Source organism: Priestia sp. TRM10 (assembly GCF_057808375.1).
This window is the reverse complement of sequence record NZ_JBJZOT010000013.1, coordinates 1,023,356-1,048,985: the sequence shown is the minus strand read 5'-3', so window position 1 is coordinate 1,048,985 and position 25,630 is coordinate 1,023,356. Positions and strand designations below refer to the sequence as shown.

Annotated in this window: 25 protein-coding genes and 1 riboswitch; of the genes, 5 read left to right on the top strand and 20 right to left on the bottom strand. The window is 36.4% G+C overall.

The window, feature by feature from the left end; translation table 11 throughout:
• Window positions 1–73: 73 nt before the first annotated feature.
• Both ACK3CR_RS16450 and ACK3CR_RS16445 read right to left on the bottom strand, forming a co-directional pair.
• Window positions 74–1,336, bottom strand: coding sequence for a glycoside hydrolase family 18 protein (locus tag ACK3CR_RS16450; protein WP_488975778.1), 1,263 nt, complete (start codon window positions 1,334–1,336; stop codon window positions 74–76).
• Window positions 1,337–1,536: 200 nt separating this feature from the next.
• Window positions 1,537–2,235 (bottom strand): endonuclease V, encoded by a 699-nt coding sequence (locus ACK3CR_RS16445; RefSeq protein WP_243510335.1) that lies wholly within the window; start codon window positions 2,233–2,235, stop codon window positions 1,537–1,539.
• A 269-nt stretch (window positions 2,236–2,504) separates the two neighbouring features.
• On the opposite strand from ACK3CR_RS16445, the gene ACK3CR_RS16440 reads away from it, so the two are divergent.
• Complete coding sequence (locus ACK3CR_RS16440; RefSeq protein ID WP_019395509.1) at window positions 2,505–2,678, top strand: hypothetical protein; 174 nt, start codon at window positions 2,505–2,507, stop codon at window positions 2,676–2,678.
• Between the two features lie 795 nt (window positions 2,679–3,473).
• On the opposite strand, the gene ACK3CR_RS16435 is transcribed toward ACK3CR_RS16440, so the two are convergent.
• Window positions 3,474–4,052: an NAD(P)H-dependent oxidoreductase gene (locus ACK3CR_RS16435; protein ID WP_328124727.1), complete on the bottom strand. Its 579-nt coding sequence runs from the start codon at window positions 4,050–4,052 to the stop codon at window positions 3,474–3,476.
• A 110-nt stretch (window positions 4,053–4,162) separates the two neighbouring features.
• On the opposite strand from ACK3CR_RS16435, the gene ACK3CR_RS16430 reads away from it, so the two are divergent.
• Window positions 4,163–5,065 carry a LysR family transcriptional regulator gene (locus tag ACK3CR_RS16430; RefSeq protein ID WP_430238851.1) on the top strand — a complete coding sequence of 301 codons (903 nt, stop codon included), beginning with the start codon at window positions 4,163–4,165 and terminating at the stop codon, window positions 5,063–5,065.
• 64 nt (window positions 5,066–5,129) lie between these two features.
• On the opposite strand, the gene ACK3CR_RS16425 is transcribed toward ACK3CR_RS16430, so the two are convergent.
• From ACK3CR_RS16425 to ACK3CR_RS16390, 8 genes are all read right to left on the bottom strand, one after another.
• Window positions 5,130–6,329: a phosphoglycerate dehydrogenase gene (locus ACK3CR_RS16425; protein WP_019395505.1), complete on the bottom strand. Its 1,200-nt coding sequence runs from the start codon at window positions 6,327–6,329 to the stop codon at window positions 5,130–5,132.
• A gap of 183 nt (window positions 6,330–6,512) precedes the next feature.
• A riboswitch (ZMP/ZTP riboswitch) is annotated at window positions 6,513–6,591 on the bottom strand.
• 116 nt (window positions 6,592–6,707) lie between these two features.
• Window positions 6,708–7,343: a suppressor of fused domain protein gene (locus tag ACK3CR_RS16420; RefSeq protein ID WP_243510339.1), complete on the bottom strand. Its 636-nt coding sequence runs from the start codon at window positions 7,341–7,343 to the stop codon at window positions 6,708–6,710.
• A 487-nt stretch (window positions 7,344–7,830) separates the two neighbouring features.
• Window positions 7,831–8,274: a hypothetical protein gene (locus tag ACK3CR_RS16415; RefSeq protein WP_243510340.1), complete on the bottom strand. Its 444-nt coding sequence runs from the start codon at window positions 8,272–8,274 to the stop codon at window positions 7,831–7,833.
• Window positions 8,275–8,293: 19 nt separating this feature from the next.
• Window positions 8,294–9,106 (bottom strand): DUF3100 domain-containing protein, encoded by an 813-nt coding sequence (locus ACK3CR_RS16410; RefSeq protein ID WP_268584934.1) that lies wholly within the window; start codon window positions 9,104–9,106, stop codon window positions 8,294–8,296.
• Window positions 9,107–9,148: 42 nt separating this feature from the next.
• On the bottom strand, window positions 9,149–10,066 hold the full coding sequence (locus ACK3CR_RS16405; RefSeq protein ID WP_243510343.1) for an NAD(P)-dependent oxidoreductase: 918 nt from the start codon (window positions 10,064–10,066) through the stop codon (window positions 9,149–9,151).
• Window positions 10,067–10,091: 25 nt separating this feature from the next.
• The gene (locus tag ACK3CR_RS16400; RefSeq protein WP_243510344.1) at window positions 10,092–10,481 is read right to left on the bottom strand and encodes a carboxymuconolactone decarboxylase family protein; all 390 of its coding nucleotides are present in this window, start codon (window positions 10,479–10,481) and stop codon (window positions 10,092–10,094) included.
• A gap of 20 nt (window positions 10,482–10,501) precedes the next feature.
• Window positions 10,502–11,977: an aldehyde dehydrogenase family protein gene (locus ACK3CR_RS16395; protein WP_243510345.1), complete on the bottom strand. Its 1,476-nt coding sequence runs from the start codon at window positions 11,975–11,977 to the stop codon at window positions 10,502–10,504.
• The gene (locus tag ACK3CR_RS16390; protein ID WP_243510346.1) at window positions 11,961–13,199 is read right to left on the bottom strand and encodes a M20 metallopeptidase family protein; all 1,239 of its coding nucleotides are present in this window, start codon (window positions 13,197–13,199) and stop codon (window positions 11,961–11,963) included. The genes ACK3CR_RS16395 and ACK3CR_RS16390 overlap by 17 nt, the downstream gene beginning before the upstream one ends.
• A gap of 173 nt (window positions 13,200–13,372) precedes the next feature.
• Here ACK3CR_RS16390 and ACK3CR_RS16385 point away from each other — a divergent pair, with 173 nt between their 5' ends.
• Complete coding sequence (locus ACK3CR_RS16385; RefSeq protein WP_488975777.1) at window positions 13,373–14,707, top strand: hypothetical protein; 1,335 nt, start codon at window positions 13,373–13,375, stop codon at window positions 14,705–14,707.
• Window positions 14,708–14,809: 102 nt separating this feature from the next.
• Here the strand turns inward: ACK3CR_RS16385 and ACK3CR_RS16380 are convergent, their stop codons facing one another.
• The 3 genes from ACK3CR_RS16380 to ACK3CR_RS16370 form a co-directional block, all read right to left on the bottom strand.
• Window positions 14,810–15,103: a DUF3231 family protein gene (locus ACK3CR_RS16380; protein WP_328124740.1), complete on the bottom strand. Its 294-nt coding sequence runs from the start codon at window positions 15,101–15,103 to the stop codon at window positions 14,810–14,812.
• Window positions 15,100–15,222 (bottom strand): hypothetical protein, encoded by a 123-nt coding sequence (locus tag ACK3CR_RS16375; protein ID WP_488975776.1) that lies wholly within the window; start codon window positions 15,220–15,222, stop codon window positions 15,100–15,102. Before ACK3CR_RS16375 ends, ACK3CR_RS16380 begins: the two co-directional genes overlap by 4 nt.
• A gap of 306 nt (window positions 15,223–15,528) precedes the next feature.
• Window positions 15,529–15,774, bottom strand: coding sequence for a DUF3231 family protein (locus tag ACK3CR_RS16370; RefSeq protein ID WP_328124744.1), 246 nt, complete (start codon window positions 15,772–15,774; stop codon window positions 15,529–15,531).
• A gap of 254 nt (window positions 15,775–16,028) precedes the next feature.
• On the opposite strand from ACK3CR_RS16370, the gene ACK3CR_RS16365 reads away from it, so the two are divergent.
• Both ACK3CR_RS16365 and ACK3CR_RS16360 read left to right on the top strand, forming a co-directional pair.
• Complete coding sequence (locus tag ACK3CR_RS16365; protein ID WP_488975775.1) at window positions 16,029–16,256, top strand: DUF3953 domain-containing protein; 228 nt, start codon at window positions 16,029–16,031, stop codon at window positions 16,254–16,256.
• A 117-nt stretch (window positions 16,257–16,373) separates the two neighbouring features.
• Window positions 16,374–17,600 (top strand): FAD-dependent oxidoreductase, encoded by a 1,227-nt coding sequence (locus ACK3CR_RS16360; RefSeq protein WP_410914910.1) that lies wholly within the window; start codon window positions 16,374–16,376, stop codon window positions 17,598–17,600.
• Between the two features lie 12 nt (window positions 17,601–17,612).
• Here the strand turns inward: ACK3CR_RS16360 and cysI are convergent, their stop codons facing one another.
• The 6 genes from cysI to ACK3CR_RS16330 all read right to left on the bottom strand — a co-directional run bounded on the left by cysI (window position 17,613) and on the right by ACK3CR_RS16330 (window position 25,336).
• A complete protein-coding gene (gene cysI, locus ACK3CR_RS16355; RefSeq protein WP_243510359.1) occupies window positions 17,613–19,337 on the bottom strand; it encodes an assimilatory sulfite reductase (NADPH) hemoprotein subunit in 1,725 nt (574 codons plus the stop codon).
• A gap of 26 nt (window positions 19,338–19,363) precedes the next feature.
• Window positions 19,364–21,178, bottom strand: a complete 1,815-nt coding sequence (locus ACK3CR_RS16350) for an assimilatory sulfite reductase (NADPH) flavoprotein subunit (protein ID WP_488975774.1) — start codon at window positions 21,176–21,178, stop codon at window positions 19,364–19,366.
• Window positions 21,179–21,536: 358 nt separating this feature from the next.
• The gene (locus ACK3CR_RS16345; protein ID WP_243510363.1) at window positions 21,537–23,000 is read right to left on the bottom strand and encodes a nicotinate phosphoribosyltransferase; all 1,464 of its coding nucleotides are present in this window, start codon (window positions 22,998–23,000) and stop codon (window positions 21,537–21,539) included.
• Between the two features lie 19 nt (window positions 23,001–23,019).
• Window positions 23,020–23,925 carry a cysteine hydrolase family protein gene (locus ACK3CR_RS16340; protein ID WP_243510364.1) on the bottom strand — a complete coding sequence of 302 codons (906 nt, stop codon included), beginning with the start codon at window positions 23,923–23,925 and terminating at the stop codon, window positions 23,020–23,022.
• Window positions 23,926–24,011: 86 nt separating this feature from the next.
• On the bottom strand, window positions 24,012–24,812 hold the full coding sequence (locus ACK3CR_RS16335; RefSeq protein WP_328124750.1) for an NUDIX domain-containing protein: 801 nt from the start codon (window positions 24,810–24,812) through the stop codon (window positions 24,012–24,014).
• A 338-nt stretch (window positions 24,813–25,150) separates the two neighbouring features.
• Window positions 25,151–25,336 carry a hypothetical protein gene (locus tag ACK3CR_RS16330; protein ID WP_488975773.1) on the bottom strand — a complete coding sequence of 62 codons (186 nt, stop codon included), beginning with the start codon at window positions 25,334–25,336 and terminating at the stop codon, window positions 25,151–25,153.
• Window positions 25,337–25,630 lie beyond the last annotated feature (294 nt).

The window sequence follows — 25,630 nt, the reverse complement described above, 5'->3', positions numbered from 1 at the left end:
ATCCATATTATGTCTGTCTCAAATAGGATTGTTGAACCTTTTATAATAGACGATGATAAAGATGTAACATGCTTCATAATTTTCTAATCGTAAAGAATTTTCGTAAAAGCCATGGTCCTGGCGTAAAACCCAGCGTAAGTTGCCAAGCTCCTATTGCTTGAAGTCCATACCGTTTTACTAACATCATCTTTTCACTCATACTTCTTACGTCTTCAAACCATATTTCATGCCCCTGCCCCTTTTCATCCTTGTAACGAAAATAAGGTGACTTATATGTTTCAGAATACTGCACAGGCGCTCCGTATTTCATTGCTGTTTCAATAGCATTTTGGTTTGAGATAGCAGAAGCGACCGTTCCTGGTGTATAAGGAATGGTCCAGTTGTACCCATATAAAGGTACCCCAATGATAAGTTTCCTTCTTGGCACTTTGTTAATCGCGAACTGGACTGTATTCTGAACTTCTGTAAGTGGTGCAACAGGACCTGGTTCACTTCCTGGATGATGCCAATCATAAGCCATAATGAACATATAATCGACAACAGCTCCAATTCCTCCATAGTCATACCCTCTTAACCATGAAATATCTTCACTTGTTTTGGCTGGCACTGCAATAGTTAAAGCATACCCCCTTGAGTGAAGCTGATCTCCTAACTGACGCAAAAAGCCAGTAAATAAATCTCGATCTTCAAATCGAATTTGTTCAAAATCAATATTGACTCCTCCATAACCTTTTGTTGATACTAGATAAACAATATTGTTTACAAGATTCGTTCTTGCAGTTGGATTGTTTAATACTTGACGAGCAACGCCAGTGTCAAATCCACTCGTCTTTAAATTGGTAATCGTAACAAGAGGGGTCACTCGATTTCGCCACGTTGTTTGAATAGCAACTAAGTCGTCTAACCTATTTACAATGTCTCCATTAGGTCCAAAATGATATTCAAAAATAGCGATGGAAGAAGAGTAGGGTGCGAAATCATTAATTAAATTACGGTCAAGCTCTGGACTACGTACACCATAGTATTGAAGCGTGCCTGCGATATAATTTGATGTGTTTGGAATGTTCACTTTCATACCTGGTTGCAGAGCATTAAAATTGAATGAAGGATTTTCTCTTCTTAACTGTTCTTGAGAAACATATGACTTGTGTGCAATAGTGCGGAGTGTATCACCAGGCTGTACTGTATACACATAAAGGGGAATAAGCAAAGCCTGCCCTGGAACAATGTTCTCCGTTTCTAATCCATTAACAGCACGAAGTTGAGTGACAGGATAACGATATCTATTACTTATTGAAAATAAGCTATCACCTGTCTGTACCACATGAACAAACATGTGCGTTCCTCCTTTATTCCTTTTCTCTCTCCAACCTCTTATAAAAAGCCATCATGTTATCTATATGAAAGAAGAAGTTCATTTATATAAGAAAGTTGGTGATTTTCTTAATCTTCTATAATAAAAAGATTCACATCCCTTAATCCAAAAAAAGAAGCCAGGTTTCCTTTGACTTCTCTTCCTGGCCGTTATTCATTTCCTTACAAATTATCTTTTAACTCTTTTCGAACTTTATGTGTTTCAAGGTCTGCTAGACGAACAGGAATAGGTAAACGACTTTCCTTATTAATAAAGTTCATCACAATTTCTGTACTTGTAGCAAGATCTATTTCGTTCCCGCATGAGACAAAAATAGGCTTTATCCCTTTTGTTGTACGAAGCGCTCGCCCATATACTTCTTCATCAATCATAATATCTGTGAAGGCACCAGCTTCCTGCTTTGGCATTGTAAAATCTTGTTCTTTTATTTTTAAGTAACTTTTAGCTACTCCAATTGTTGGCTTTTTCAAAAAAAACGAAGCATGAGTAGCAATGCCCATATGACGGTAGTGTAAATATCCATTTCCATCAAACATATATAAAGTTGGTGATGTTTTTAGTTTTTTAGCGGCTTCTATAATAAGCGGAAGCTCTCGAAAAGCTAGAAAACCAGGAATATACGGAACAATAATTTCGCCATAGCTATGTACTTTCTCAACAACTTTCATTGTATGATAGTCAACGACAACAATACAGCACGTTCCATAGTGCTTAGTATCATTCTCCCAATAAGCTAAATCAACTCCTGCAACTAAACTTATCTCTTCTTTATGAAAGTTATTTTCTAATTTAACTTGAGGGAGCAGCTCCTCCTGAATCCCAGTAAACTGTTCTATTAACCCTTCATTTTCTTTTTTCATCTTTTTGCCCTCTCCCTTTTATTTCCTCTATGTCTTTACGATTTAATTTTACTATTCTACACTGAAGGTCTACAATTAGAATCTTTTTTCAAATCGTTGATATTTGAGAATTTTTCATAGAAAGAGTTCTTTCGGGAGCTGAAGCCTCTTACTATTGCAAATATGCCCATAAATATTTCTTTTTTTCATTACATATTTTTATCCAATAAGAACATAATAACATTGGTGCTTATACACCTTAACTAACTTCGATGCGGAGGGAAATAACCATGGATATTCGTGAAGGTATGATTCCAACTGTATTAGGTACAGCTGTAACAGCTACTGGTTATGCACTGAAACAAAACCGTGGATCTAATAAAATGATTGCAAATACGGTTTTTGGTTTTGGCTTAGCTCACGTTGTATTAGGGGTAATTGACCTTGTTGAACATCGTCGTTAGAGAGAAGAGAGCGCTTGTGCTCTCTTTTTCTATAATCATCAAAAACATATTGCTTAATCTGGCAGCGGTATCTGAGCCATCGATTCCTTTTCTCCTCATATCCTTCCACTCTTCATACCCTCCCGTTTTGAGTAGAAACTAAGACATTTAACTTTATGAGCAACTTCCTTGATTTTGAGAGATTAATGCGATAATATTAAATCAATCAGGAATGCATAGACCTTATTTGAGAGTTCGTAGTACCAGCTACGGGCTCTTTCTTATTTTGTTTGAGAAAATTCGACTTCATAAAGGACCTCTAAATACTTCTCTAACTCTTCTTTTAACCTCATCTGGATTTTCACACCTCTGTTCTACAGTAATCACTTTTTGTGTGTTCCGTTTGGGCCATCTAGATATCCTTTTCGGTTCATCTGAATAATATAAAGTTGTTCCCTAAATCTTCACTCTCTTTTATAGTTTATTTAATTTATTCCTTCAAAGGAAATATGTGTTATCATTAAATTGTTCGACATAGCTTTACTTTTCTCAATAGTCAACTCTTCCCTGCAGTGAGCAATGAATAATAGCTTGCTGCTCTTTTTTGTTTCAAAGGGCACTTTTATCTAGAAGAAAAGCTAATCATTATGAGGAGTAGCAGTTTCCTTCTCTTCTACTCCCCATCTTTAAAAAGTAAAGCTTTCCTATTGATCAAAATAAAATTACTAAAAACAGTTTAACAACTTTTCAAAGCAAAAATACAGTTACCTTTACACGTTTTCAATGATATGGCAACATTCCCTTAGCAATTTGTGCTCATTCTTTTGTAAAAGTGCTTTTCTCTTTTGATTGATTTATATGAAGGTTAAGATGTATCGAAAGACTTTCTAATGTATTTTGTATATGCTGATTTCTCATTGCATTAAAAACAGAGAAAGACGGCAGAGCATTCATTCCACAGTATTGAAATGTCTTATGAAGCGGAAAAAGCACATCATCAACACTTTTCCCTTCTAAAAAAGATGATTTTTGATTAAAAACAGCCTCATTAGCTCCCCATGTTGTTGAGAAAAGATACTGTTTTCCTGTCAAGAGACCACCATGCCCAAATTTCTTCGCTTTTTCAAAAAAAGCTCCTTCTAAAAAAACAGTATCCATATATGTCTTAAAAAGACCTGGAACACTGAACCAATAAATAGGGGTTTGAATAAGAACAGCGTCCATCCATTTAAATTTTTCTATTTCCTTTTCTACGCAATATCCTTCAGTAACAACGGTCTTCTGGATTTCAAAATTCCCTAAGACAACTTCCATATGCTTAAAAAGATGCTGATTCAATTTCCCTTGCGCTTTTTTAAAAGGCTCATGTCCATTAATAAGTAGAATCTTTTTCATTTTTCATCCTCCTTTTTTCTCTTACTATAAGACTACAAGAAAGGTTATAATCGTTACAGATGATAGTTTCGATATTAATAATCGCTTTTATCGATTAAGGAGGAGAAAAAATGGAGTTAAAACAGCTTTATACTTTTTTAATGGCTAGTGAAACGCTGAATTTTACAAAGACCGCTCAAATGCTAAACTATGCTCAGTCTAGTGTTACGGCTCAGATTAAAGCACTTGAACGAGAGCTCGAAACTCCGCTGTTTGACAGACTTGGAAAAAGATTGATTCTGACTGAAGCAGGTCATCAATTTAGAAGTTATGCAAAAAGCATCGTCAATTTGAGTGAAGAAGCGAAGAAAACGATTAGTGATAGTCAAGAAACAATAACAATTAGGATTGGCGCCCAAGAAAGTCAGTGTACATACCGCTTGCCACATCTTTTGAAAGAATTCAAACAAAAGTACCCACTCATTCGTCTTGTATTTAAGCCAGCTCATTCTGATAAAAAGGCAGCCAAAGATTTAAAGGAAGGAACGCTTGATGTTGCCTTTATCACAGATCGTGAGGAAGAGCATCACAATATCCAAACAGAAACACTTTTAGAAGAAAAACTTTTACTTGTTACATCTCCTGAACATCCTTTAAGTAAAGCTTCTATTATTGAAACATCGGATTTACAAAATGAAACACTGCTTTTAACAGAGAGCGGATGCTCTTATCGTACCCTTTTTGAAAAAGAGCTTTTACTATACGAAGTTTCTCTTACAAATGCTATTGAATTTTTAAGCATTGAAGCGATTAAAAAATGTGTAGCTGCCAACCTTGGCATCGCTCTTCTTCCCGAAATGACAGTAAGGCGAGAAATAGAAAATGGAGACTTACAATCTCTTTCTTGGAACGCTTCTCTTCCACCGCTTATCACAAAAATGGCTTTTCATGAAAACAAATGGATTTCTCCTATTTTGCATGATTTTAGAAAGATGACAATTGATTATTTTCAACGAAAAGAAAACTTATGCTAAAACCCTACTCATAAAAAAACCCTTCCGCTCTATGAAAGAACGGAAGGGTTTTAATAAATGTGGATTAGATAATACGTGTTGTTACAATGCCACCAATTTCTCTAATTTTCGCTTCAAGACCTGGAATAATCTCATCACTCACATCACCTTCAATATCGATCATTGTGTACGCATAGTCGCCTCTGCTGCGGTTCACCATGTCGGCAATGTTTAAATTATAGCTAGAAATAGCATTCGTAATCTGACCAACCATGTTTGGTACGTTTTTATGGAATGCTGTAACACGATTTTTTCCTGTATAAGGAATGTAAGCATTTGGGAAGTTTACTGAGTTTTTAATATTTCCTGTTTCAAGAAAATCTTTCACTTGATGTGCTGCCATTCTTGCGCAGTTTTCTTCTGATTCTTTTGTTGAAGCACCAAGATGTGGAATCGGAATAACGTTGTTCATTTTTAAAACATTTTCATTCGGGAAGTCCGTAATATATTTTCCAACTGTTCCACTTTCAAGAGCTAATCTCATATCATCTTCATTTACTAGCTCACCACGTGAGAAGTTTAGAATATGAACGCCTTCTTTCATAATACTAAACGTTTCTTTATTAAACATTCCTTTTGTCTTATCTGTAAGCGGAACATGAACTGTAATGTAATCAGAGTTTGCAAAAAGCTCTTCAATTGTCATTGCACGCTGTACGTTACGAGATAAGTTCCATGCTGTGTTAACAGAGATAAATGGATCGAAGCCAATAACATCCATATCTAAATCAAGAGCATCATTTGCTACAAGTGCTCCAATAGCACCTAAACCAATAATCCCTAATGTTTTTCCTTTCGCTTCTTTCCCAACAAACTGCTTCTTGCCTGCTTCAACAAGCTTTGGAATCTTTTCACCTTCTTCTTCTAACGTTCTCGTCCATCTAATTCCATCAAATAGATTACGAGATGAAGCCATTAAAGAAGTTAGAACAAGTTCTTTAACTGCGTTAGCATTTGCTCCAGGCGTATTGAAAACAACAATACCGTTTTCCGTACATTTGTCAACTGGGATGTTGTTTACACCAGCTCCAGCGCGCGCAATTGCTTTTACATTGTTTCCAAGTTCCATCTCATGCATGTTAAAGCTTCGAAGAACATATGCATCTGGATTTTCACTTTCATCATCAACTTTGAAATTTGGTTGATTGAATACATTTAGGCCTGTTTGAGCAATTGCATTTAAAGTTTTAATCGTTTTTACTGTTTCTAAAATCGTTGTGGTCATTGTATTGGCTCCTCTTTTTTCGTAATAGTTATTTACGAATTCTTAATAAAATAAAAATTAAAAATAATATGGCTATTTCATCTTTTTACAATCTGTAACTTTATCATAATAGAGTTTTTATATAGTAGCAACTGCCTTTATCAGCCTCCTATAATAGAAAGAGGCAAGGGAAATAAACTCCCTTACCTCTGCCCAGGCGAACGGCTACGATACTGTATGCTCCCTCACGGTAATCCGCGTTTCGCCAGTCACATACAGCCTTTTGAATGATTTTACTTTACCAAATTGTTCAGTGATTTTCAATAACTGTTGTGAAATTTTTATAATTTCTTTAAATTATCAATATTTTCTTTCTAAATCAGCCTCTATTTTATGCTTCTAACCTATCTTCCAAAATGGTTTTGCCGTATTTTTCCGCTCAATATCTAATACATAAGGAGTATCTACGTGCTTTTTTAATTTATGAATTAAAGTTTGAGAACCTTTTTTCATCGCTAGCTTTCTTTCATCTTCATAAAGAGGAACAAGCTGATAAAAATTCACCATTTTTCCGTTCTTTTCAAAAACACGAAGCCCTTCCTTTTCTGGTCGCATTACAAGCAAGCTTGAAAGCTCTGTGTTACATGCAAAAGGAATAGGTGGTTCCTCATTTGGAATGATCACTCCTTCATCAATCCATCCTTCGAAAAGGTGTGGCAAGTGAGCCGTTTGTCGCAAGAATCCAAGTGGCCAATAGTTCTCTGGTTTTACAAGCTCCTCCTTTGTAATCGGCCATGTCGAAGGAAGACAAATCATAAGTTCAGCAAACTGAAGCTCATCATCTACTCTTTCTCCTTTCATTGGTAAATCGCTCATTCCTGTTGTAACAAGAGTTGTACATTCTCTTTTTTCAGTTGGTTTAATAATATGTAGATTCACTGTGACATCGCTTCCAGGAACGATTTCTCCAAGCGATCCATCAATTTCTCCAACGTGTTTTTCTATATGCGAAAGCAACTCTTCATGCTTTATCATGCCTCATCAACTCCTCCAAAAGTACAGCCTATAAAAGCATTTTCTTTTTCTATGCTTTTACTTTTAGTCACTTATTTTCCGTTTCTCTATTCCCGTTCATTTTTATCTACTTCTTTATTTTATCGTAATTCCGAATACAATAAATCCTTTCTGGCATATTTTATGGAAATGAATACATTCTCACAGGTCTAAAGAGGGGAGTATATATAGAAAAACGAGATATAGCTTATTTATACTTGATAAGAAAGGTATTTATTTAACATATATATATCCCTATTAGTAAAAGAATAAAAGAGAAAACCAAGTGAATTATAGTTATTACATAACCTTTTAGATATTATTTACCACTAGAAAATTGAAGTTTATTTTATAAGTTATTATAAAGTATTACCCTCTATAATTTCTGTAAATTTCCGATTACAAAAAGATAACAAATTGGTGGAATAAAAAGAGTTCAAGCCAACAGACTTGAACTCTTTTTATTCCATCAGTGAAACTTCCCTGTTAAACGAAACCCAAACTCTGCAATAAGAGTTGAAAGTACAAATGTACCTGTATACACAACAATTGAAATAACAACAATTCGCCAGCTTAATTTTCTAAACTCTTTCAAATCTTTTCCAAATGATAAACCAGCATAAGCAAGAATTGGAGTAGCAATAGCCATAAAATTAATTTTCTCTGTTTGCTCTACAATAAAATTATTCCCTGGACAAATTGGTGAAGAGACAAACAATGCAAGAAGAGAAACCCATATAACAATAGGGATTTTTAACGGGATAATTTTATTTATAATAAATCCTAAAATCGTAATCCCTACAAGAATCATCATTCCTGGCAGGGCTTCAATTGGTGAGATTTCGTAACCAATCCAGTTTCCGATAATAGCAATAACTCCTATTATAATAAATGTATACACTTTCTCCATCATATACTTCCCCTCCCCATTCCTATACGTTCATCGTTTTATCTTTTTTAGAACGTCGACCTAGTACAGGTTCTAAATATTTGTATAAAAAATTTGTAAAAGGCAGTGAGAAGAATATACAAATATATGTACCAACAATTGTTGTAATAAGATTAGCAGCTCCAGCAAAAACAGCAATATCATTTGCTGAATTTGGAAAGATAACGGACAATGCTCCAACCATGGCAGCCATCATACTTCCTGATCCAACGCCGGCTCCCATAGCAAGTGAAATTGGATGAAAGAAACCAGTACTAGCAAGAAAGCTGGCTAAAACAGATAAATATACAGCTCCAAATAAAGTACCGCAAATATATACACCTAACGCTCCTCTTCCTTCAGGGGAATCAGCTCCGTATTTCTCTGCGATAATAGCTAAGTTAGGTTCTCTATCAATAGAAAAAGTAGAGCCAACAGCTTCTCGTTTCATACCTAGCCATAAAGCAATTGGCAAACCGAATACAATCGTGCCAAGAAAATGTCCTAACTCTTGTAATGTTAACGACAATCCGGCCTCCATAAGCTGTGGTAAGGAAGGTCCCATCATCGTGCCAAGCTTTACCACAAACAGCATAAAGGCAATTCCCAATATATTAGCAGCTACATTCATTTGTTTTGTAGTTAATATTTTTAAAGAAGGAAAGCTAATAACTGCTCCCATAATAAGGGCATAAAGCATCGGAAAGAGAGCAATGGCTCCATAGCCGATTGTAAAGCTCTTTGTTCCAATAAACTCTGCAATACAAACGAGTATAAGGACAAAAAGTTGAATTTTGAAGTTCAGAAACTTTTTCATTTCATCTCTCCTTTACAAATAAAAATCATTTTAAATAATATATTATTTTTCTGTAACTGAAAGAGTTGAGTTGCTCGTTCCTATTTCCGCTCCAGCCAATTCTCCAATAACTTCACACACAGCCGAAGTATCTAGTTTTCCTTTTCCTTTCTCCTTTGCTATTTCAAAAAGCCCTTGTACAACTGATCCAATAAAAGAAGGCACTTTCATGGTTTTAGCAGTTTCACCATAAAGAGAGACATCTTTGAGCATATGTTCTAAGCTAAATAAAACATTCTCATATTCTCCCTTTAGAATATTTTCTCCAAATACATCTAAAACACGTGTCGCCGAGCCCTTTCTCATCACTTCAGCTAACTGTTCTAGTTCTAATCCAGCCCTTGAAGCAACCGTAAATGCTTCCCCTAGACTGACAATTGTAGAAGCTACAATCATGTTGTGACAAAGTTTCGCTGCTTGTCCAGCACCGTTTTTCCCTAAATAGAAAATATGTTCTCCAACTACTTTTAAGATAGGATCCAGTTTGGGAAAGCTGTCTCTTTTCCCCCCTACCATAATCGTGAGCGTACCATCATTTGCTCCACTCGGCCCTCCACTTACAGGACAATCAAAGAAAAGAATGTTCTTTTCTTCCGCCTTCTGCCCAAGTCCTTCAGCTGTTTCTGAATCAACCGTACTCATATCTATGACAATGCTTTCTTTTTCAAGATAAGTAAAAATACCGTTTTTGCCTATAAGCGTTTCTTTTACAATAGAAGGGGTAGGAAGAGACGTAATGACAATATTAACGTTCATGGCTACTTCCTTAGGAGAATGGGCTATGATTGCCCCTTTTTCTGCTATTCTTTTTAAAGCTTGTTCATTAAGATCGTAAACATATACTTTATATCCGTTTTTTAAAAAGTTCTTCACAATCCCTTTTCCCATTGCACCACACCCAATAATTCCTACTGTTTTCATTTCCGTTCCTCCTTCTCTAGTATCACTATTTCTCCATTTCTTCTTCAAGCTCATGAAATAAGTTCATGGCTGTTTCAAAGCTCGATCCGGCTGCTGGAACACCACAATAGATGGTACATTGCAAAAGAACTTCCTGAATTTCTTCTTTTGTACACCCGTTTCGCAATGCCCCTTTTAAATGAATACGAAGCTCATTTTGGTAGTTGAGCGCTGTTAAAATACCAATATTAAGAAGGCTTCTTGTTTTTTTAGATAATCCAGGTCTGTTCCAAATTTCTCCCCAACAATAGTTCATTGCTAGCTCATGAAATGGTTTGTTAAAATCATTAGTGTGCTCAATGAAAGCTTCTACATTTTCGCGACCTAATACCTCTTCACGTGCTTCAAATCCTTTACTAAAATCCCCTCTATTCATCTATAAAACTCCCTTTCTTTCTAGTTTTCTTGAAATGGTCCTTTATAAGGACCATAATTAATCCAAATTGATTTTAATTTCATGTACTGTTCTATTGCTTCTATACCTTCTTCAACCCCCACTCCACTATTTTTATAGCCACCATACGCTGAGCCAGGAGTTAAAGTATGAACAGTGTTGACCCATACAATCCCAGATTCAAACTTTTCGGCCAATCGATGAGCTTTTCCTAAATCTCTTGTCCATAATGTTGTCGCTAAGCCAAAATCAGTCCCATTTGCTATTCGCACCGCTTCTTCTTCGTTCTTAAATGTAAGAACAGACAAAACAGGTCCAAAAATTTCTTCGTTTGCAATTCTCATCTCTGAACGAACGTTCGTAAAAATGGTCGGCTCCATAAATAGACCTTTCTCCAATCCTTCTACTTCCATTTGTTTTCCACCTATCAAAAGCGTTGCTCCTTCATTCTTCCCAACTTCAATATAGTGCCGAATACGTTCTAGCTGTTTCACTGAGATTACAGCTCCAATCTGTGTAGTAGGATTCAAAGGATCTCCAATTCTTAATTTTCTGACTTTAGAGATTAATTTTTCTAGGAATACTTCTGCTATATCCTCATGAACAAGCAACCTTGTTCCAGCAGTACATGTTTGTCCTTGATTATTAAAAATAGTAAACATAGTCCCTTCTACAGCTTCATCAAGATTAGCATCTCCAAAAACAAGATTAGCCGTCTTTCCTCCAAGCTCTAATGTAAAAGATTTGATTCCGTTACTATTATTTAAAATATGTTGTCCAACTTTTGAAGAGCCTGTAAACGTAATCTTGTGTACGTCCTGATGATTAACAAGTGCTTTTCCTGCTTCAGCTTCTCCGTTTATAACATTAAATACACCATTTGGTAGACCTTCTTCAACTGCTATTCTTGCAAGTAAAAGCGCTGCTAATGGAGCTTGTTCTGCCGATTTCAACACGATAGTGTTCCCGCAAGCAATAACAGGGGCAACTTTTGTTGCTACATTAATCATAGGATAGTTCCACGGGACAATGGCTCCAACGACTCCATATGGTTCTCTTTTCGTATAATTTAAAAGATTTGATGGAGTCGGAATAGTAGAGCCTCGAGCATATTCAGGAAGAGCAGAATAAAAATCAAACAATCGTGCTACAGCTTCTACATCTCCATTTGTTGTATGGGTAATAGGTCTTCCAGCATCCCTTGTATCTGTAAGCCCAAAAGATTCGCTTTCTTGACGAATTCGATGTGCTATTCTTTTTAAAATTTTACCGCGTTCACTTGGGTCCATTTTTTTCCACGTCTTTTCGTACGCTCTTTGCGCTGATCGAACAGCACGAGTTACATCCTCTTTGTCCCCTTGAGATATAAAGGCAATTTCCTCTCCCGTTGCAGGATTATAGCTTATAAAATATTCATCTTTCATTTCTTCTTCCTGTCCATCAATAAAATGCCCTCGCCTTTCAATCCTCTTTTCCATACTCTCTCTCCTCTCTATTATTAAGCATTTCTAGTGATAAAGGATTTAAACCTAATGAAATAAACAAAGAGATTCCTCCAATCATTGCTTCATGTTTTGGAAGAAAATATTCACTATGTAGTTTTTCAGCTCCTAATTCTTCATCTTTAACACCTAAGAACACAAATGCACCCGGAACTTTCTCTAAATAAAATGCAAAATCCTCACTTGCCATACTTGGATGTTCAAGCCAATGAACTGATTTTTCTCCATAAAGACCTTGAGCTAATAGACTAATATATTTAGTAATGTGAGGAGTATTTTTGGTAATAGGATAGCTCCGTTCATAATGAACATCTGCTTTCATTCTTAACGATGCACTTATTCCTTTGACAATTCGTTCTATGCTTTTTTCTACTTCTAGTCTTGTCTGAGAATTAATAGTACGAACTGTCCCTTTGAAAACGGCTTGATCAGGAATAATATTATACCCAGCACCTGCTTCAATTTTACCGATTGTAATGACAACAGAGTCTAAGGGGTTAATTTCACGGCTTACAATAGACTGTAATGCTGTCACAACGTGTGCTGCTCCGATAAGAGCATCCACACCTTGATGTGGAGCAGCTCCATGGCCTTGCTTGCCTTTTAGCGTAACTTCGAACGTATCCATACTTGCCATTAAAGTTCCATCTCTAAACCCGTATGTACCCATAGGAAGTTCAGGCCAGACGTGGAAACCGAAAGCATAGTCTACATCAGGAGTTTCTAAGGCTCCTGCTTCGACTATTCTCTTTCCCCCTCCCTTCATTTCCTCCGCAGGCTGAAAAATAAATTTAATTGTTCCACAAATCTCCTCTCTATGTTTAGAAAGAGCTTTGGCTGCCGCTAAAAGCATCGACATGTGCATGTCATGACCACATGCATGCATTACGTTCGGAATTTGAGAAGCAAATGGTACGTTTGTTCTTTCTTGAATTGGCAAAGCATCCATATCAGCTCGAAAAGCTACAATAGGTCCTTCCTTTCCTCCTTGTAAAGTACCAATAACACCTGTTTGAGCAATCCCTGCTTCAACATCTAATCCCAGATTCCGCAAATATTCTTCAATAACCTGACTTGTTTTATATTCCTCAAATCCAAGCTCTGGATGTTGGTGGAATTTCTCTCTTAGCATAACGGCATCTTTATATACATCTAATGCTAGCATTCTCACTTTTTCGTCTGTTTGATTAATAGACAACAAGTATAGTACCTCCTATCTTTTATAATTTAAGACATGTTTGTTTAATAGTCTTAAATTATCTGTTAAAATTATAATAGCAGGTCTTAACTTAGTTTGTAAATAATTTGTCAGAAAATTTAACATATTCAAATAAATTATTATTTGCTTTTTCGAGAGGAGAAAGGTTCCTTATGTTAACGTTACACATAGGCATCATTGGACCAAAAGATTTAATCGATCAAATAGTAAAGGAGCTAAACACTTATCAATTAAATAATCTTGAATATCATTTTTTCTTCATTCAACAAGTTGAAGATACAAGAACCTTAAATTATGAGGATCTTCATCAATGTGACTTACTTCTCTTTGCTGGACAAATGGCTCATAATATTTATCTTGAACAAAAAAAGCTAGAGCGCAATCAAAAAAACGTACCAACAATCTCTATTAAATATGATGAGTCTGCCCTGTATAAGACACTATACGAACTTGCAATAGAAGAGAAAGGTTCTATTTCGTCTTTCATTCCATTTACAATTGACGTTCTTCACCAAGATGAAGGTCATCATTTATTACGAGAAATTGATTTAAAAGATTGGATGTTTATTAATGGTCTAGCCACATATACAACAAATCAGTGGGCGACCCTTCATGAAGAATTTTACAAGCAAGGGAAAAGCAAGTATGCCATTACCTGTTTAACAAGTGTTGCAGAGGAACTTGTCAAACGTGGCATACCGGTAAAGCGCGTTATGCCTACCTATTCGTCTATTAAAACAGCTATAGAACTTTTAGTTGTAACATCTGAAAATCTTATACGACAAAAGCAACAAATAACAGCTATTTATATTGAATGGATAGAATCTGAACGCAGGCCACAAAATCGATATGTTATCTACCGTCAAAAGCTTAAATTCGAAAGTATCATCGTGGATTTTTGCGAACAGTATGGTGCTTCACTTGCTTTTTCTGATCAAAACAAAGCATCTGTTTATACAACAAAAGCTGTTGCAGAAGCATTCACCAACCATTTTCACAGCTTCCCTCTTCTTCAAAAACTTACAGAAGAGACAAGTACTCAAATATTCGCTGGTATTGGATTGGGGGATGAAACCTCAACAGCTGAGTATTCTGCTACTAAAGCTTTAAAATTTGCGTTAGTAAAAGGGAAATCATGTGCCTATGTTATGTTTGCAGATGGAAAAATGAAAGGACCATTGCAAGGAGATAACTATATTCCTTTATCTTTTACTACCATTTTAAAGGAAGAGGAATTAAGTAAAATCGCGCAGAAAGCTCACTTAAGTGCGATGACGGTTTCAAAACTTTTATCCTTAATTGAACAAACAAAAGAACCTTATGTAACAGCATATACAGTGGCAGAAGGATTTAATATTTCTCTCAGAAGTGCAAATCGCATTTTAACAAAACTTGCAGAAGCCAATTTGGCAGAGCCTTGTGGAGAAGAACAGCCTCCAGGACGTGGACGACCGCGAAAAATGTTCCGTCTTTGTTTCTTACCCTAGGTCGGAAAGTAAACATGTATTTCAAGACTCGTCCACCTGATAGATTTTAATAGTAACAAACCTTGTACTTTTTAAAGTACAAGGTTTGTTACTGTTATTACTTCATAATTTGAGGCGGTTCTTCCATCCATGTTTGATCATCATTTTTGCTCCTTCATGGGCATATTGAAAAATATCTTTCATAAAAACAGACAATTTTCTAGGTAAATCATTTCTCATACTAAAAGCCGTGCCAAGCGAATTTCCTCCTAGCGAAAAGCTGCAAAAAAGACTTACACAATAAAGCATCATTTTATCTGAAAAAGGAGGAATTGTAGACGTTGTGATGTTCCCTCCCGCTATTCCTGGAACAGGGATGTTATCCTCTAAAAAGAAGTTTCCTAACTCTTTAATCATACTTTTAGCAAGTTCTCCTCCTTTATTCCAACTTCTTTTTTTTCAGCACACTGAGCAAATCCAAAAATCATTTTCATTCCCATCATATTTGATTCAATAGCATGATAGATATGAGCCATTTCTACAGTGTTTAATGACCTTTTTCCTTTGATAGGGTTCAGGACACCTAAATAACTCGCACCCTTAACAAATTCAACAGATTTTACAGGGTCAACAAAAGGTGACTTCGGAATGAGTCCGCTCTCAATTAAATACTCTGTACAGAAATCAAAATATTTTTGGATAACGATTGATAATTAACGAAATATTTCTCTTAAATCTTTTCGATATGACATCGTTAAGTTCAAAGTATGTATAGCCATACTAATTTCTTTAATTAATCGAACAAGCATAATATCAAATCCGTTGTCATATAGCTTAGGTGCTTATTTATGCACATCTTCAGCTGTGAACCCTATCGGAACTGGAATTTCTTCTTTTTGAAATATCCCTTGTATTTTCTCTATAAATGGGTTAATTTCTTCATAAAGATTTTTCATAATCTTTTTTGCTTCATCATCTTCATCTTTTTCAATAAAATATTCTAACATTCGGGCGACCATTGTTTTTTCTTGATATGTAATCCATAAGACTCCAATTTCAGAAGAAGAGATAGAAGGATGTTGCGACATTGTGATTCCTCCATATTTCAAATTTTATTTTCTTATATTTTAGCGATACTTTATAACAAAGCACTTTTTATTATCGTTTGCCTCGCATGCTAAAACATACATTGTAGAGGAAGTATTTTTCATCTTATTTCACATTCCTGTATAGCTTTTTTTACAAAAAATAAAGCGCTTTTATTGACTCACTGTCTCGTTTTCTTTTATAAAGCTCGGAGATTTGATATGATGAGATTACATACATATGATGGAGGTCACCAGTGAAGATACTACGTTTTATGGTCGCGATTATTGTTATCTGTTCTGCTCTTTACACTCTTTTTTTTAACAATTCTACTTCCCTTTCTATTATGCAAATTTCTTTATGTATCTTGATTTTTATTTCAGGTTTTATCGAGCTACAAAACAAAAGAAAAGGCTATGCCATTTTTATGTTCTTAGTGGGCCTTTTTCTTGTTATAACAACGATTTATATTTCTTACGGATGAATTTTGGGATGAAAGAACGGTATAGTAACCGTTCTTTTTTAAGACCTTTTTTCGTCTATAAAGAGAATTGAATCATAACATATTAAAAAAGATGTATTGGGGATGGAGGAGACTTATATGCTTGTAGGCATTATCGGAGGTGGCATTGGAGGCCTTACGCTTGCTCAAGCTCTTCGCGAAGCAAATATTAATGTTATTGTATTTGAACGTGATCAAAAGCCTACACAAACCAGTGGATATCATTTGCACCTTCATACAGATTCGTTGAACGCACTCCGTAAAGTTCTCCCTCAGAAACTTATGAAGGCACTGCTTTCTAGCGGTACAGGCAAAGAATCATTCACAAAGTTTTCTCTCTTGGATCATCACGGCAACACAAAGCTCTCTTTTCCCGTTGAAGAGGAAGAAGTCCTTATGATTGGTAGAGTGCCGCTTAGAACAATTTTAGCGTCAAACTTAGAACATATTATACGCTGGAACACAGCATTCTCACACTATGAAGAGAAAAAAGATCGCGTTGTTGTTCATTTTTTCAATCGAAAAAGTGTTGAAGTTGATGTATTAGTTGGAGCAGATGGGGTGCATTCAGCCGTTGCCAACCAGCTTCTTGGTAAAAAAAGTGCCAAAAGCGCTAATACAGCTGCTATTGCAGGAAAAGTTCCTTTAACAGTTGAAGTAAAGAAACTCCTCCCTAATGACCTATTTCATGGGCCAGCCTTTGCGATAGGCCCAAAAGGAATTGGAATGTTTCTGACCGTTCACAATCAGTTGAAATCCCCAGGAAACGAGCTAGCACAAAACGAACCTCCATATGTTGTTTGGTCTGTTGGGGCACCTGCATCTTTCTTTCATAACAAACTCTCTTCACAAGAACTTCAAAACGAAGCACTTTCTCTTATTTCGAAATGGGATAGCTGTTACCAAAAACTAGTTTCTCTCTCCCCTGCTCAAAATATTGCTTTTTTTCATTTTTACTTTCCAGCAGCACTTGAACCTTGGCGAAATTCGAAAGTAACGGTTATTGGTGATGCGATTCATCCAATGCCGCCTACAGGAGGTGTTGGCGCAAGTACAGCGATCATTGATGCAGTAAACTTAGCTCAAAATCTAGCAAACCGTGATCAGATCAGCTTAGCTCTTAAAGCTTATCAGGCTGAAATGCTCCATTATGCTCCACAAGCTGTAGATGAAGCACGTCCTCCACTTTTTTGGCAGCGGAGATTTGCTAATCCTGTTATTAGAACATTTGCCATGTCATGTTTTCTTCCCCTCGCTCACCAAAGTATAATGATAAAAGAACGATTGAGAAGAAAAAAAGCTAAAGAAAAAAAGGCTGCTAATTAGCAGCCTTTTTTATCAATCATGAAAGTTTGTTCCGTCTGTTACAGCTTTTATGACTCCAACACGTACAACAAAGTCACCGAAGTGTTCTCCTTCTTCACGCTCTTTCGCATAGCGACTAAGAAGTGCTTTCAACTCTTCTAAGATTTCAGCTTCTCCAATGTTTTCACGGTACATTTTACTTAAGCGACTTCCGTCAAAAGCTGCACCAAGATACATATTGTACTTGCCTGGCGCTTTTCCGATAAAAGCAATCTCTCCAAGCGTTGGGCGCGCACAGCTGTTCGGACAGCCTGTCATCCGCACGTTGATTTCTTCATTACGAAGACCGTTCTCATCTACAATTTCTTCAATTTTATCGATAAGTTTCGGTAAATAACGCTCAGCTTCAGCCATCGCTAGACCACATGTTGGAAGAGCTGCACATGCTAGTGAATTACGGCGAAGTGCTGTATGATGTGATCCATCTGTAAGACCATATTGATTCATAAGTGCTGTTACTTCGTCTTTAATTTCTTCTGTGATATTAGCAATCACTAAGTTTTGATTTCCTGTTAAACGAAAATCACCAGTATGAATTTTTGCAATTTCACGCAAACCTGTTTTCATCTTGTAGTCTTCAAAGTCCCCAACGCGGCCTCCTTCTACAAAAAGCGTATAGTGCCAATTTCCATTGATCCCTTGTGTCCAACCGTAACGATCACCATTATGATCGAAATGATATGGCTTTGCTTCTTGAAGTCTGAAACCAAGACGATCATAAAGCTCTTCTGTTACAGTTTCAAGCCCTAGTCGATCCACTGTATATTTAAAACGAGCATTTTTACGAACTGAGCGGTTTCCGTAGTCGCGCTGAATTGTAATAACTTTTTCTGCTACATCAAGCACCTGATCTGGTGTACAGAAACCAATCACTTTAGCAAGCTGAGGGTACGTTTCTTTATCACCATGGGTCATCCCCATTCCGCCCCCAATTGCAACGTTAAAACCAATTAGCTCGCCATCCTCAACAATAGCAATAAAACCAAGGTCTTGAGAAAATACGTCAATATCGTTTGAAGGTGGAACAGTGATACCGATTTTGAACTTACGAGGTAAATAAAGAGCACCATACATTGGTTCTACTTCTTCCCCTTCAGGTGTTCCAGCCACTTTTTCTTCATCTAACCAAATCTCATGATATGCTCTCGTGCGAGGAAGCAAATAGTCGCTTAATTTCTTCGACCATTCATAAACTTCTGCATGAACTTCAGATTGGTATGGATTAGGGTTTGCCATAACGTTACGGTTAACGTCACCACAGGCTGCAATCGTATCTAAGAGGGAAGCATGAATTTTTTGAATTGTTGTTTTCATGTTCCATTTTAAAATACCGTGCATTTGGAAAGCTTGACGTGTTGATAATTTAAGCGTTCCATTTCCGTATTGCTCAGAAAGATCATCCATCACAAGCCACTGCTCTGGTGTTGAAACTCCTCCTGGTGTACGAACACGAAGCATAAATTGATAAGCTGGTTCAAGCTTCTGCTTTTGTCGTTCATTACGAAGATCTCGATCATCTTGCAAGTAGCTTCCGTGGAATTTCATTAAACGGTTATCATCATCCGAGATTCCAGAGCTAATGCGGTCAAGCATCGTTTCTTTTAACGTTCCACGCAAATAATCACTTCGTTCTTTAATTTCTTCTACATCACTAGGTGGTCCTTCTGGTGCTTTTAATAGTTGGTTCACTTTCCCCATGTTGAATTACTCCTTTCAATCCAAGCTCAATATACGTCGCGTTGATAACGCTTTTGTTGCTGCATATTTGCTACATACTCTTCTGCATTTTGACGAGACATATTTCCTTCTTTTTCAATAATATCGATGAGTGTTTCATGAACATCGTGTGCCATATGTTTCTCATCTCCACAAACGTAAAATGAAGCTCCCTCTTCAAGCCATTCGAATAGCTCTTTGCCTTGTTCTTTCATTCGATGTTGAACATATACCTTCTCTTCTGTGTCACGAGAAAAAGCAACATCCATCTTCGTTAACACACCATCTTTGAGCCACTTTTGCCATTCTGTTTGATACAAGAAGTCTGTTACAAAATGCTGATCCCCAAAGAACATCCATGATTTTCCCTCTGCTCCTATTTCTTCACGCTCTTGCATAAAAGAACGGAAAGGAGCTACACCTGTTCCAGGTCCAACCATAATAATTGGTGTATCTGGATTTTCAGGAAGCTTAAAGTTTTGGTTACTTTGAATATAAATTGGCAGTGTATCGCCTGGTTCTAAGCGCTCTGCGCATAAAATTGAACATACGCCATTTCGGTCACGACCATGGGTATTGTAACGAACAGCTCCAATTGTTAAATGAACTTCGTCTGGATTCGCTTCTAAACTGCTTGAAATCGAATAGAGACGAGCAGGCATTTTACGAAGAATAGCAACAAAATCATTTGCAGAAACAGGCCATGGACCAAAGTCACGGACAAGATCCAGTAGGTCGCGTCCATCGATATACTCTTTTACCTTTTCTTCGTTTCCTGCTGCTAATAGCTCTGCAAGATCGTCATTTCCTGAAAGTTTTAGAGCTTGCTCAAGAAGCGGTTTTGTAAGAACAGTAATTTCAAAGTGAGAAATTAAAGCTTCTTTTAAAGGACGAACGTCTCCTTGTTTATTTGTTGTTACAATTTCTTCCGGATCCCAATTTAACTCTTCGATAAGAAGGTCAACAAGCTTTGGATCGTTCTCTGGATAAATTCCAAGGCTATCACCTGGTTTGTACGTTAAACCTGAATCTTCAAGCGATAATTCTAAATGACGCGTTTCCTTATTTGAACCACGGCCATTTAGATTAATAGATTCAAGCACTTCCGCTTTGAACGGGTTTTTTCTTGAATATGGAGATTCTACAACGGCTTCTGCTGTTGCCGCACTTTGTGCTAATCCTACATTTTGTTCTTGCCCTTCATTTAGACCTTCAATAACACCATTTAGCCACTCTTCAGCAGGCTCATCGTAGTCAAGATCACAGTCAACACGTGGATGAAGACGCGTGCCGCCAAGTTCTTCAAGACGAGCGTCAAATTCTTTTCCTGTTTGACAGAACTGTTCATATGAACTGTCCCCTAAAGAAAGAACAGAGAAACGAAGATCTTCAAGTTTTGGAGCGCGTCTTCCATGTAAAAATTCGTGGAATGATAAGGCATTATCTGGTGGGTCTCCCTCACCATGCGTACTCGCTACAATAAGAAGATTTTTTAGTTTTTTCAAACTGTTTGGTTTAAAATCACTCATAGATGAAACAGTTACTTTAAACCCTTTTCCTTCAAGCGTTTTTCCCGCCTGCTCTGCTAAGCCTTGAGCATTACCAGTTTGCGAACCGTAAAGAACGGTTACTTCTTTTGAAATAGTTGGCACTGGTGCAGCAGGTGTAGCTACTGGTGTAGTTACTGCACCGCTGTTTACGGCACTTGAAGCTAGATAACCGCTTAACCATACTTTTTGGGTTTCTGTTAATGTCGGTAGAAGACGATTTAGAAGCTCTACCTGCTCCTCATTAAACGGACTGTTTATTACCTGAAGTTGCAACACTATCCACCTCACAAAAATATAAGCTTAATTTTTCGCCATCATATGTATCATGACTTTTTCAAAAATTCTCTCTATTCACCTTCCAAAGAGAGAAGTAATTACTATAATCATAATTTCACTATTCCTATAAGTCAAGTCGGTTTTAAAGTTATCTTTTGATTTTCTTCAAAATTCATAATAGATTTCTATTATAATAGTACAAAAAGGGGGAGAAATACAAGAGAGTACGAACGATTTATCTTGTGAAAGTTAAAAAAATCGGTCATTCCCTCCTAAAACCACTATTCCAACTTGTTTACTTTGTTTTAAAAGTATTATAAAAGAGAAGATTAGCCAAACTAATCTCCTCTTTTCTTTATAAGTTGTTCTTTTTAACTTTTTCTTTCATTTCATTAAAACAACGCATTTTATGATCCCAGCACTCTTGACTTAAGTCAACAGGATATTCTTCAGGATTAAGCGTTCGTTTATATTCGTCCCATAACAGGCTCATATTATCACGTGCAAACGCTTGAACTTCAGGCAATTTGGGACGGGTACATGTTATTTTCCCATCTGTTACAACTTCTACATGAAGCTCTTTTGCCGTAAAATTTGTTACAAACTTGCTAATGTACGTATGCACAGGGTGAAACATTTTTAACTTTTCTTCCGCTTCAGGATTTTCATGTTCAAGCGCAATATAATCTCCTTCAGAATGTTGATTTTCATTATTAATAATTCGATATACTCGCTTCTTTCCTGGTGTTGTCACTTTTTCTGGGTTTGCTGAAATCTTAATTGTATCCATCATTTCTCCGTCTTCATCTTCAATAGAAACAAGCTTGTATACCCCTCCAAGTGCAGCTTGATCGTAAGCTGTAATCAGTTTCGTCCCAATGCCCCATACATCAATTTTAGCTCCTTGAGCTTTTAAATTCATAATGGTATATTCATCTAAGTCATTTGAAGCTACAATTTTCGCATCATGGAATCCTGCTTCATCAAGCATTTTACGAGCTTTTTTAGAAAGATACGCAAGATCCCCGCTATCAAGGCGAATGCCAATAAAATTAATTTTATCTCCATACTCTTTTGCAACACGAATAGCGTTCGGAACTCCTGAGCGAAGTGTATCGTACGTATCAACTAAAAATACGCACTCTTTATGTGTATCTGCATACTTTCGAAATGCTGTATATTCATCTCGATAAGCTTGAACCATTGCATGTGCGTGCGTACCTGCGATTGGTAAGTCAAACATTTTTCCCGCTCTTACATTACTTGTTGCTGAAAATCCACCAATATAGGCAGCTCGCGTTCCCCATACCGCTGCATCCATCTCATGCGCGCGGCGTGTTCCAAACTCCATTGCAACATCATCGCCAATAACTTGCTTAATTCTAGAAGCTTTTGTGGCAATAAGGGTTTGATAGTTCACAATATTTAAGAGCTGTGTCTCAACAAGCTGTGCTTGAGCAAGAGGCGCTTCAACTCGCAAAAGCGGCTCATTTGGAAAAACAAGCTCCCCCTCTTTCATTGACCGAATACTTCCTGTAAATTTCATCTCGCTTAGGAAAGTAAGATAATCTTCTCCATATCCTTCGCTTCGTAAATATTCAATATCACTTTCTGAAAAACCAAAGCTCTCTATAAATTGTAAAACACGTTCAAGCCCTGCATAAACGGCATATGCATTACCAAAAGGGCTCTTACGGAAATAAAGTTCAAATATTGCTTTGCGATTGTGAATCCCGTCTCTCCAATACGTTTCAGCCATGTTAATTTGATAAAGATCAAGGTGAAGCATAATGCTATCATCACTATATTTTCCGCTCATTGTTATTCCTCCACATTTTTTATAGTCGAACATCTTTCCAATTCATTAATTTAATACCATACGTTTTCGCAAGATGCGCATATTCTTTTTCTGTTTCTTCCTCAAAACCCTGAATAGAGGACATGCAGTCTTGCAGGACGATTATATTTGAAGTTAAGTTATCATCGTTTCTATAATAGTGTGTAATTTGCTTAATAGATTCCAACACACAGTGAGACTTTGCTTCTCCTGCAATAATAATTCTGTCATACTCTTTTAAACGATTAAGAAAGCTATAATTTGTATCATCTTTTTCAGCATGTTCAGACTTAATAATGCCGTACATTTCACTTAAAGGATTTTCTCCTTTTACAATTTTCTCAATCGGTGTTTTATGCACTGAGCTATGATAATGAATCATGTTTGCAAACTGGCCCTCTAAGGAAGCTCCTTCTGTTCCTTTTATACAATGATAGTTCCAAATACAAAGCTGTTTTTTGCCATACTTCTCTAAGTTTTGAACATATTTTAAACTTTTCTCTCTTTCATAAAGAGGTTTCCATTTATTTGTTAACACATCTTCCGCTGTGATGATTGTAAATGGTTGCGGGTGTTTCCCTTGCTCATTTTCCCACCAACATTCATGAAAGATTTGGGAAGGTTCATGTGTATCAAGCGAAACAGAGATATTTGTAATCTTTTCTAAGTTTTCATAAATAAAACGCGTTACGTTTTCCACATCTCTGTGCGAACCGAGAACAGGAAGTGCTCCATCTTCCATAAAGTCGTATTGATAGTCGATTCCAATAAACAAAACTTTTTTCCGTTTTTCTTCTATTGGTAGTTTCTCTTTTGAGGACAGTGTTAATACATCACCAAGTTTTTTTTCATTCCTCTTTCCGATTTTTTCTATCTCAACAATGTGTTCAAAAGGCGCTTTTTTCATCTTCTTCATCCTCCATTAATTGTAATTGGTAATTGTAAAATTACAAATTAGTAAAATTAAAGTTTGATTAGGAAAGAAACTCTTTCCTAATGATAAACAGACTGAACGACTTCAATATTATTGAAACGGTAAAGCTGTGATGGTCGAAATGAATTGCGCTTTGTTTTTTTCGGCTGACCTTTTTCATCCAATACTTTCTCAATAAACGGAAGTTTTGGTGCCTTTGTAAAAAAAACAGAATCTGTTGAAATACGAGGATCTTCTCCGACGGTTAATAGAACACGTTGTAGTTCAGATAATGAAAATTCACTCGGTAGAAAATTTTTAGCAAGCGTTGTTTGAATCATATCTTTTTTTATAAAAGAAAGAGCATCTTCAATGATTTGTCGATGATCAAAAGCAAGATCAAGCTTGAATACTTCTTCCATTGTGAAGAGTTCTACTTCTGCTGCATCGTCACTTGCTTTTCGCTGTTCTACAAGTTCTTCAGGTACAACAGCATAAAAAGCATTTGAAATCATCCATCCCCGCGGATCTCGCCCAATGCGATCATACACGCCAAAATGCTGAATATGAAGACCGTCTATGTTTGTTTCTTCTTTGAGTTCTCTTTTTGCTGCTTCAGAAGCTGTTTCCTTATGATTCGCATCAACAAACCCTCCCGGAATTGCCCATTTTCCTCCTTCGACATTCGGATTTCCTTCTTTATCTTTTTCAGCTCGTTTAATAAGCATAAGAGAAAGCTTCATAACTGGTGGTGCTTTTTCTTCTTTCTTATATGACTGGATGGTGAAAATGGCGATGTCTGACGTATAGCCATCAGGCGTAATATAGTCTGATGAACGATAATGATCTAACATCTCTTTTTCTGTCTTGTATTTCGCCACACGAATTCCCCTTTTTTTTCATTTTCTTCACTTTAGTAATTTGTATTTATCGAATTACTATTTATATATACAGCATACGCTTATTCTTTTCTCTTTGCAACTAGTTTTTCAGAAAAAATGATAAATATACGACTTGTTTATGATTGTTAATACCCAAAACTAGAGTCCCTTACTCTTCTATTGTAAAGTTAATCAAAAAGTAAAGAAGGTTCGTGTGTTCTTCATTCTTTTTACATCTTTTATATTTCATTTCAATGTTTACAATCTGGCTTGATACGTTCACCGTATCAAGTCTGTTAAATTTTCATACAAAAAGAGCATCTAAACCTAGACGCTCCTCACGTTCTTTTCTTATGATCAACCTTCCAAAAAAGCAGTGAAAAAAACAGAACAAGGCCTAGAAAAAAGCCAGAAAATTGGACTATAAACACTTCTCCTGTTTTTATATACTTTAAAAAGAACGTCCCTCCAAAAATAACCATCATACAGAGGGAAAGTTGAAACAAAGTTTTGTAAAGTGACATCCCCACATCCCCCTTTGCTCACACTCCTATTTTATCACAAATAAGGATGTTTATAGAAGTTATCCTCTAAAATGGAACCTGACTTAGCGAGATCTATTGCTTTTTCTAAGTCAGAGCTTTTATATTTATAGCTCTCCTCTGTGTCCTTTACATTACATATTTTCGCTCTTATTCTATTAAACTTAATGGTTATTTTAATTTCTTCCCTTGTATAATTCCTATGAATTCAGTATGATAAATAACTGGACTGCATTTTAGATATATTTTATTCCATTTTATAAAGAAAGGCTGAAT

Excerpts from the sequence above, each read along its gene's own strand:
- ACK3CR_RS16340 (WP_243510364.1), bottom strand. The coding sequence starts at position 23,925 with ATGAAAAAAGCGCCTTTTGAACACATTGTTGAGATAGAAAAAATCGGA.
- ACK3CR_RS16385 (WP_488975777.1), top strand. The coding sequence starts at position 13,373 with ATGTTAACGTTACACATAGGCATCATTGGACCAAAAGATTTAATCGAT.
- ACK3CR_RS16450 (WP_488975778.1), bottom strand. The coding sequence starts at position 1,336 with ATGTTTGTTCATGTGGTACAGACAGGTGATAGCTTATTTTCAATAAGT.
- ACK3CR_RS16435 (WP_328124727.1), bottom strand. The coding sequence starts at position 4,052 with ATGAAAAAGATTCTACTTATTAATGGACATGAGCCTTTTAAAAAAGCG.
- ACK3CR_RS16395 (WP_243510345.1), bottom strand. The coding sequence starts at position 11,977 with ATGGAAAAGAGGATTGAAAGGCGAGGGCATTTTATTGATGGACAGGAA.
- ACK3CR_RS16425 (WP_019395505.1), bottom strand. The coding sequence starts at position 6,329 with ATGACCACAACGATTTTAGAAACAGTAAAAACGATTAAAACTTTAAAT.
- ACK3CR_RS16415 (WP_243510340.1), bottom strand. The coding sequence starts at position 8,274 with ATGATGGAGAAAGTGTATACATTTATTATAATAGGAGTTATTGCTATT.
- ACK3CR_RS16360 (WP_410914910.1), top strand. The coding sequence starts at position 16,374 with ATGCTTGTAGGCATTATCGGAGGTGGCATTGGAGGCCTTACGCTTGCT.
- ACK3CR_RS16380 (WP_328124740.1), bottom strand. The coding sequence starts at position 15,103 with ATGATTAAAGAGTTAGGAAACTTCTTTTTAGAGGATAACATCCCTGTT.
- ACK3CR_RS16405 (WP_243510343.1), bottom strand. The coding sequence starts at position 10,066 with ATGAAAACAGTAGGAATTATTGGGTGTGGTGCAATGGGAAAAGGGATT.
- ACK3CR_RS16440 (WP_019395509.1), top strand. The coding sequence starts at position 2,505 with ATGGATATTCGTGAAGGTATGATTCCAACTGTATTAGGTACAGCTGTA.
- ACK3CR_RS16410 (WP_268584934.1), bottom strand. The coding sequence starts at position 9,106 with ATGAAAAAGTTTCTGAACTTCAAAATTCAACTTTTTGTCCTTATACTC.
- ACK3CR_RS16375 (WP_488975776.1), bottom strand. The coding sequence starts at position 15,222 with ATGGCTCATATCTATCATGCTATTGAATCAAATATGATGGGAATGAAA.
- ACK3CR_RS16420 (WP_243510339.1), bottom strand. The coding sequence starts at position 7,343 with ATGATAAAGCATGAAGAGTTGCTTTCGCATATAGAAAAACACGTTGGA.
- ACK3CR_RS16430 (WP_430238851.1), top strand. The coding sequence starts at position 4,163 with ATGGAGTTAAAACAGCTTTATACTTTTTTAATGGCTAGTGAAACGCTG.
- ACK3CR_RS16345 (WP_243510363.1), bottom strand. The coding sequence starts at position 23,000 with ATGAGCGGAAAATATAGTGATGATAGCATTATGCTTCACCTTGATCTT.
- ACK3CR_RS16370 (WP_328124744.1), bottom strand. The coding sequence starts at position 15,774 with ATGTCGCAACATCCTTCTATCTCTTCTTCTGAAATTGGAGTCTTATGG.
- cysI (WP_243510359.1), bottom strand. The coding sequence starts at position 19,337 with ATGGGGAAAGTGAACCAACTATTAAAAGCACCAGAAGGACCACCTAGT.
- ACK3CR_RS16445 (WP_243510335.1), bottom strand. The coding sequence starts at position 2,235 with ATGAAAAAAGAAAATGAAGGGTTAATAGAACAGTTTACTGGGATTCAG.
- ACK3CR_RS16330 (WP_488975773.1), bottom strand. The coding sequence starts at position 25,336 with ATGTCACTTTACAAAACTTTGTTTCAACTTTCCCTCTGTATGATGGTT.
- ACK3CR_RS16400 (WP_243510344.1), bottom strand. The coding sequence starts at position 10,481 with ATGAATAGAGGGGATTTTAGTAAAGGATTTGAAGCACGTGAAGAGGTA.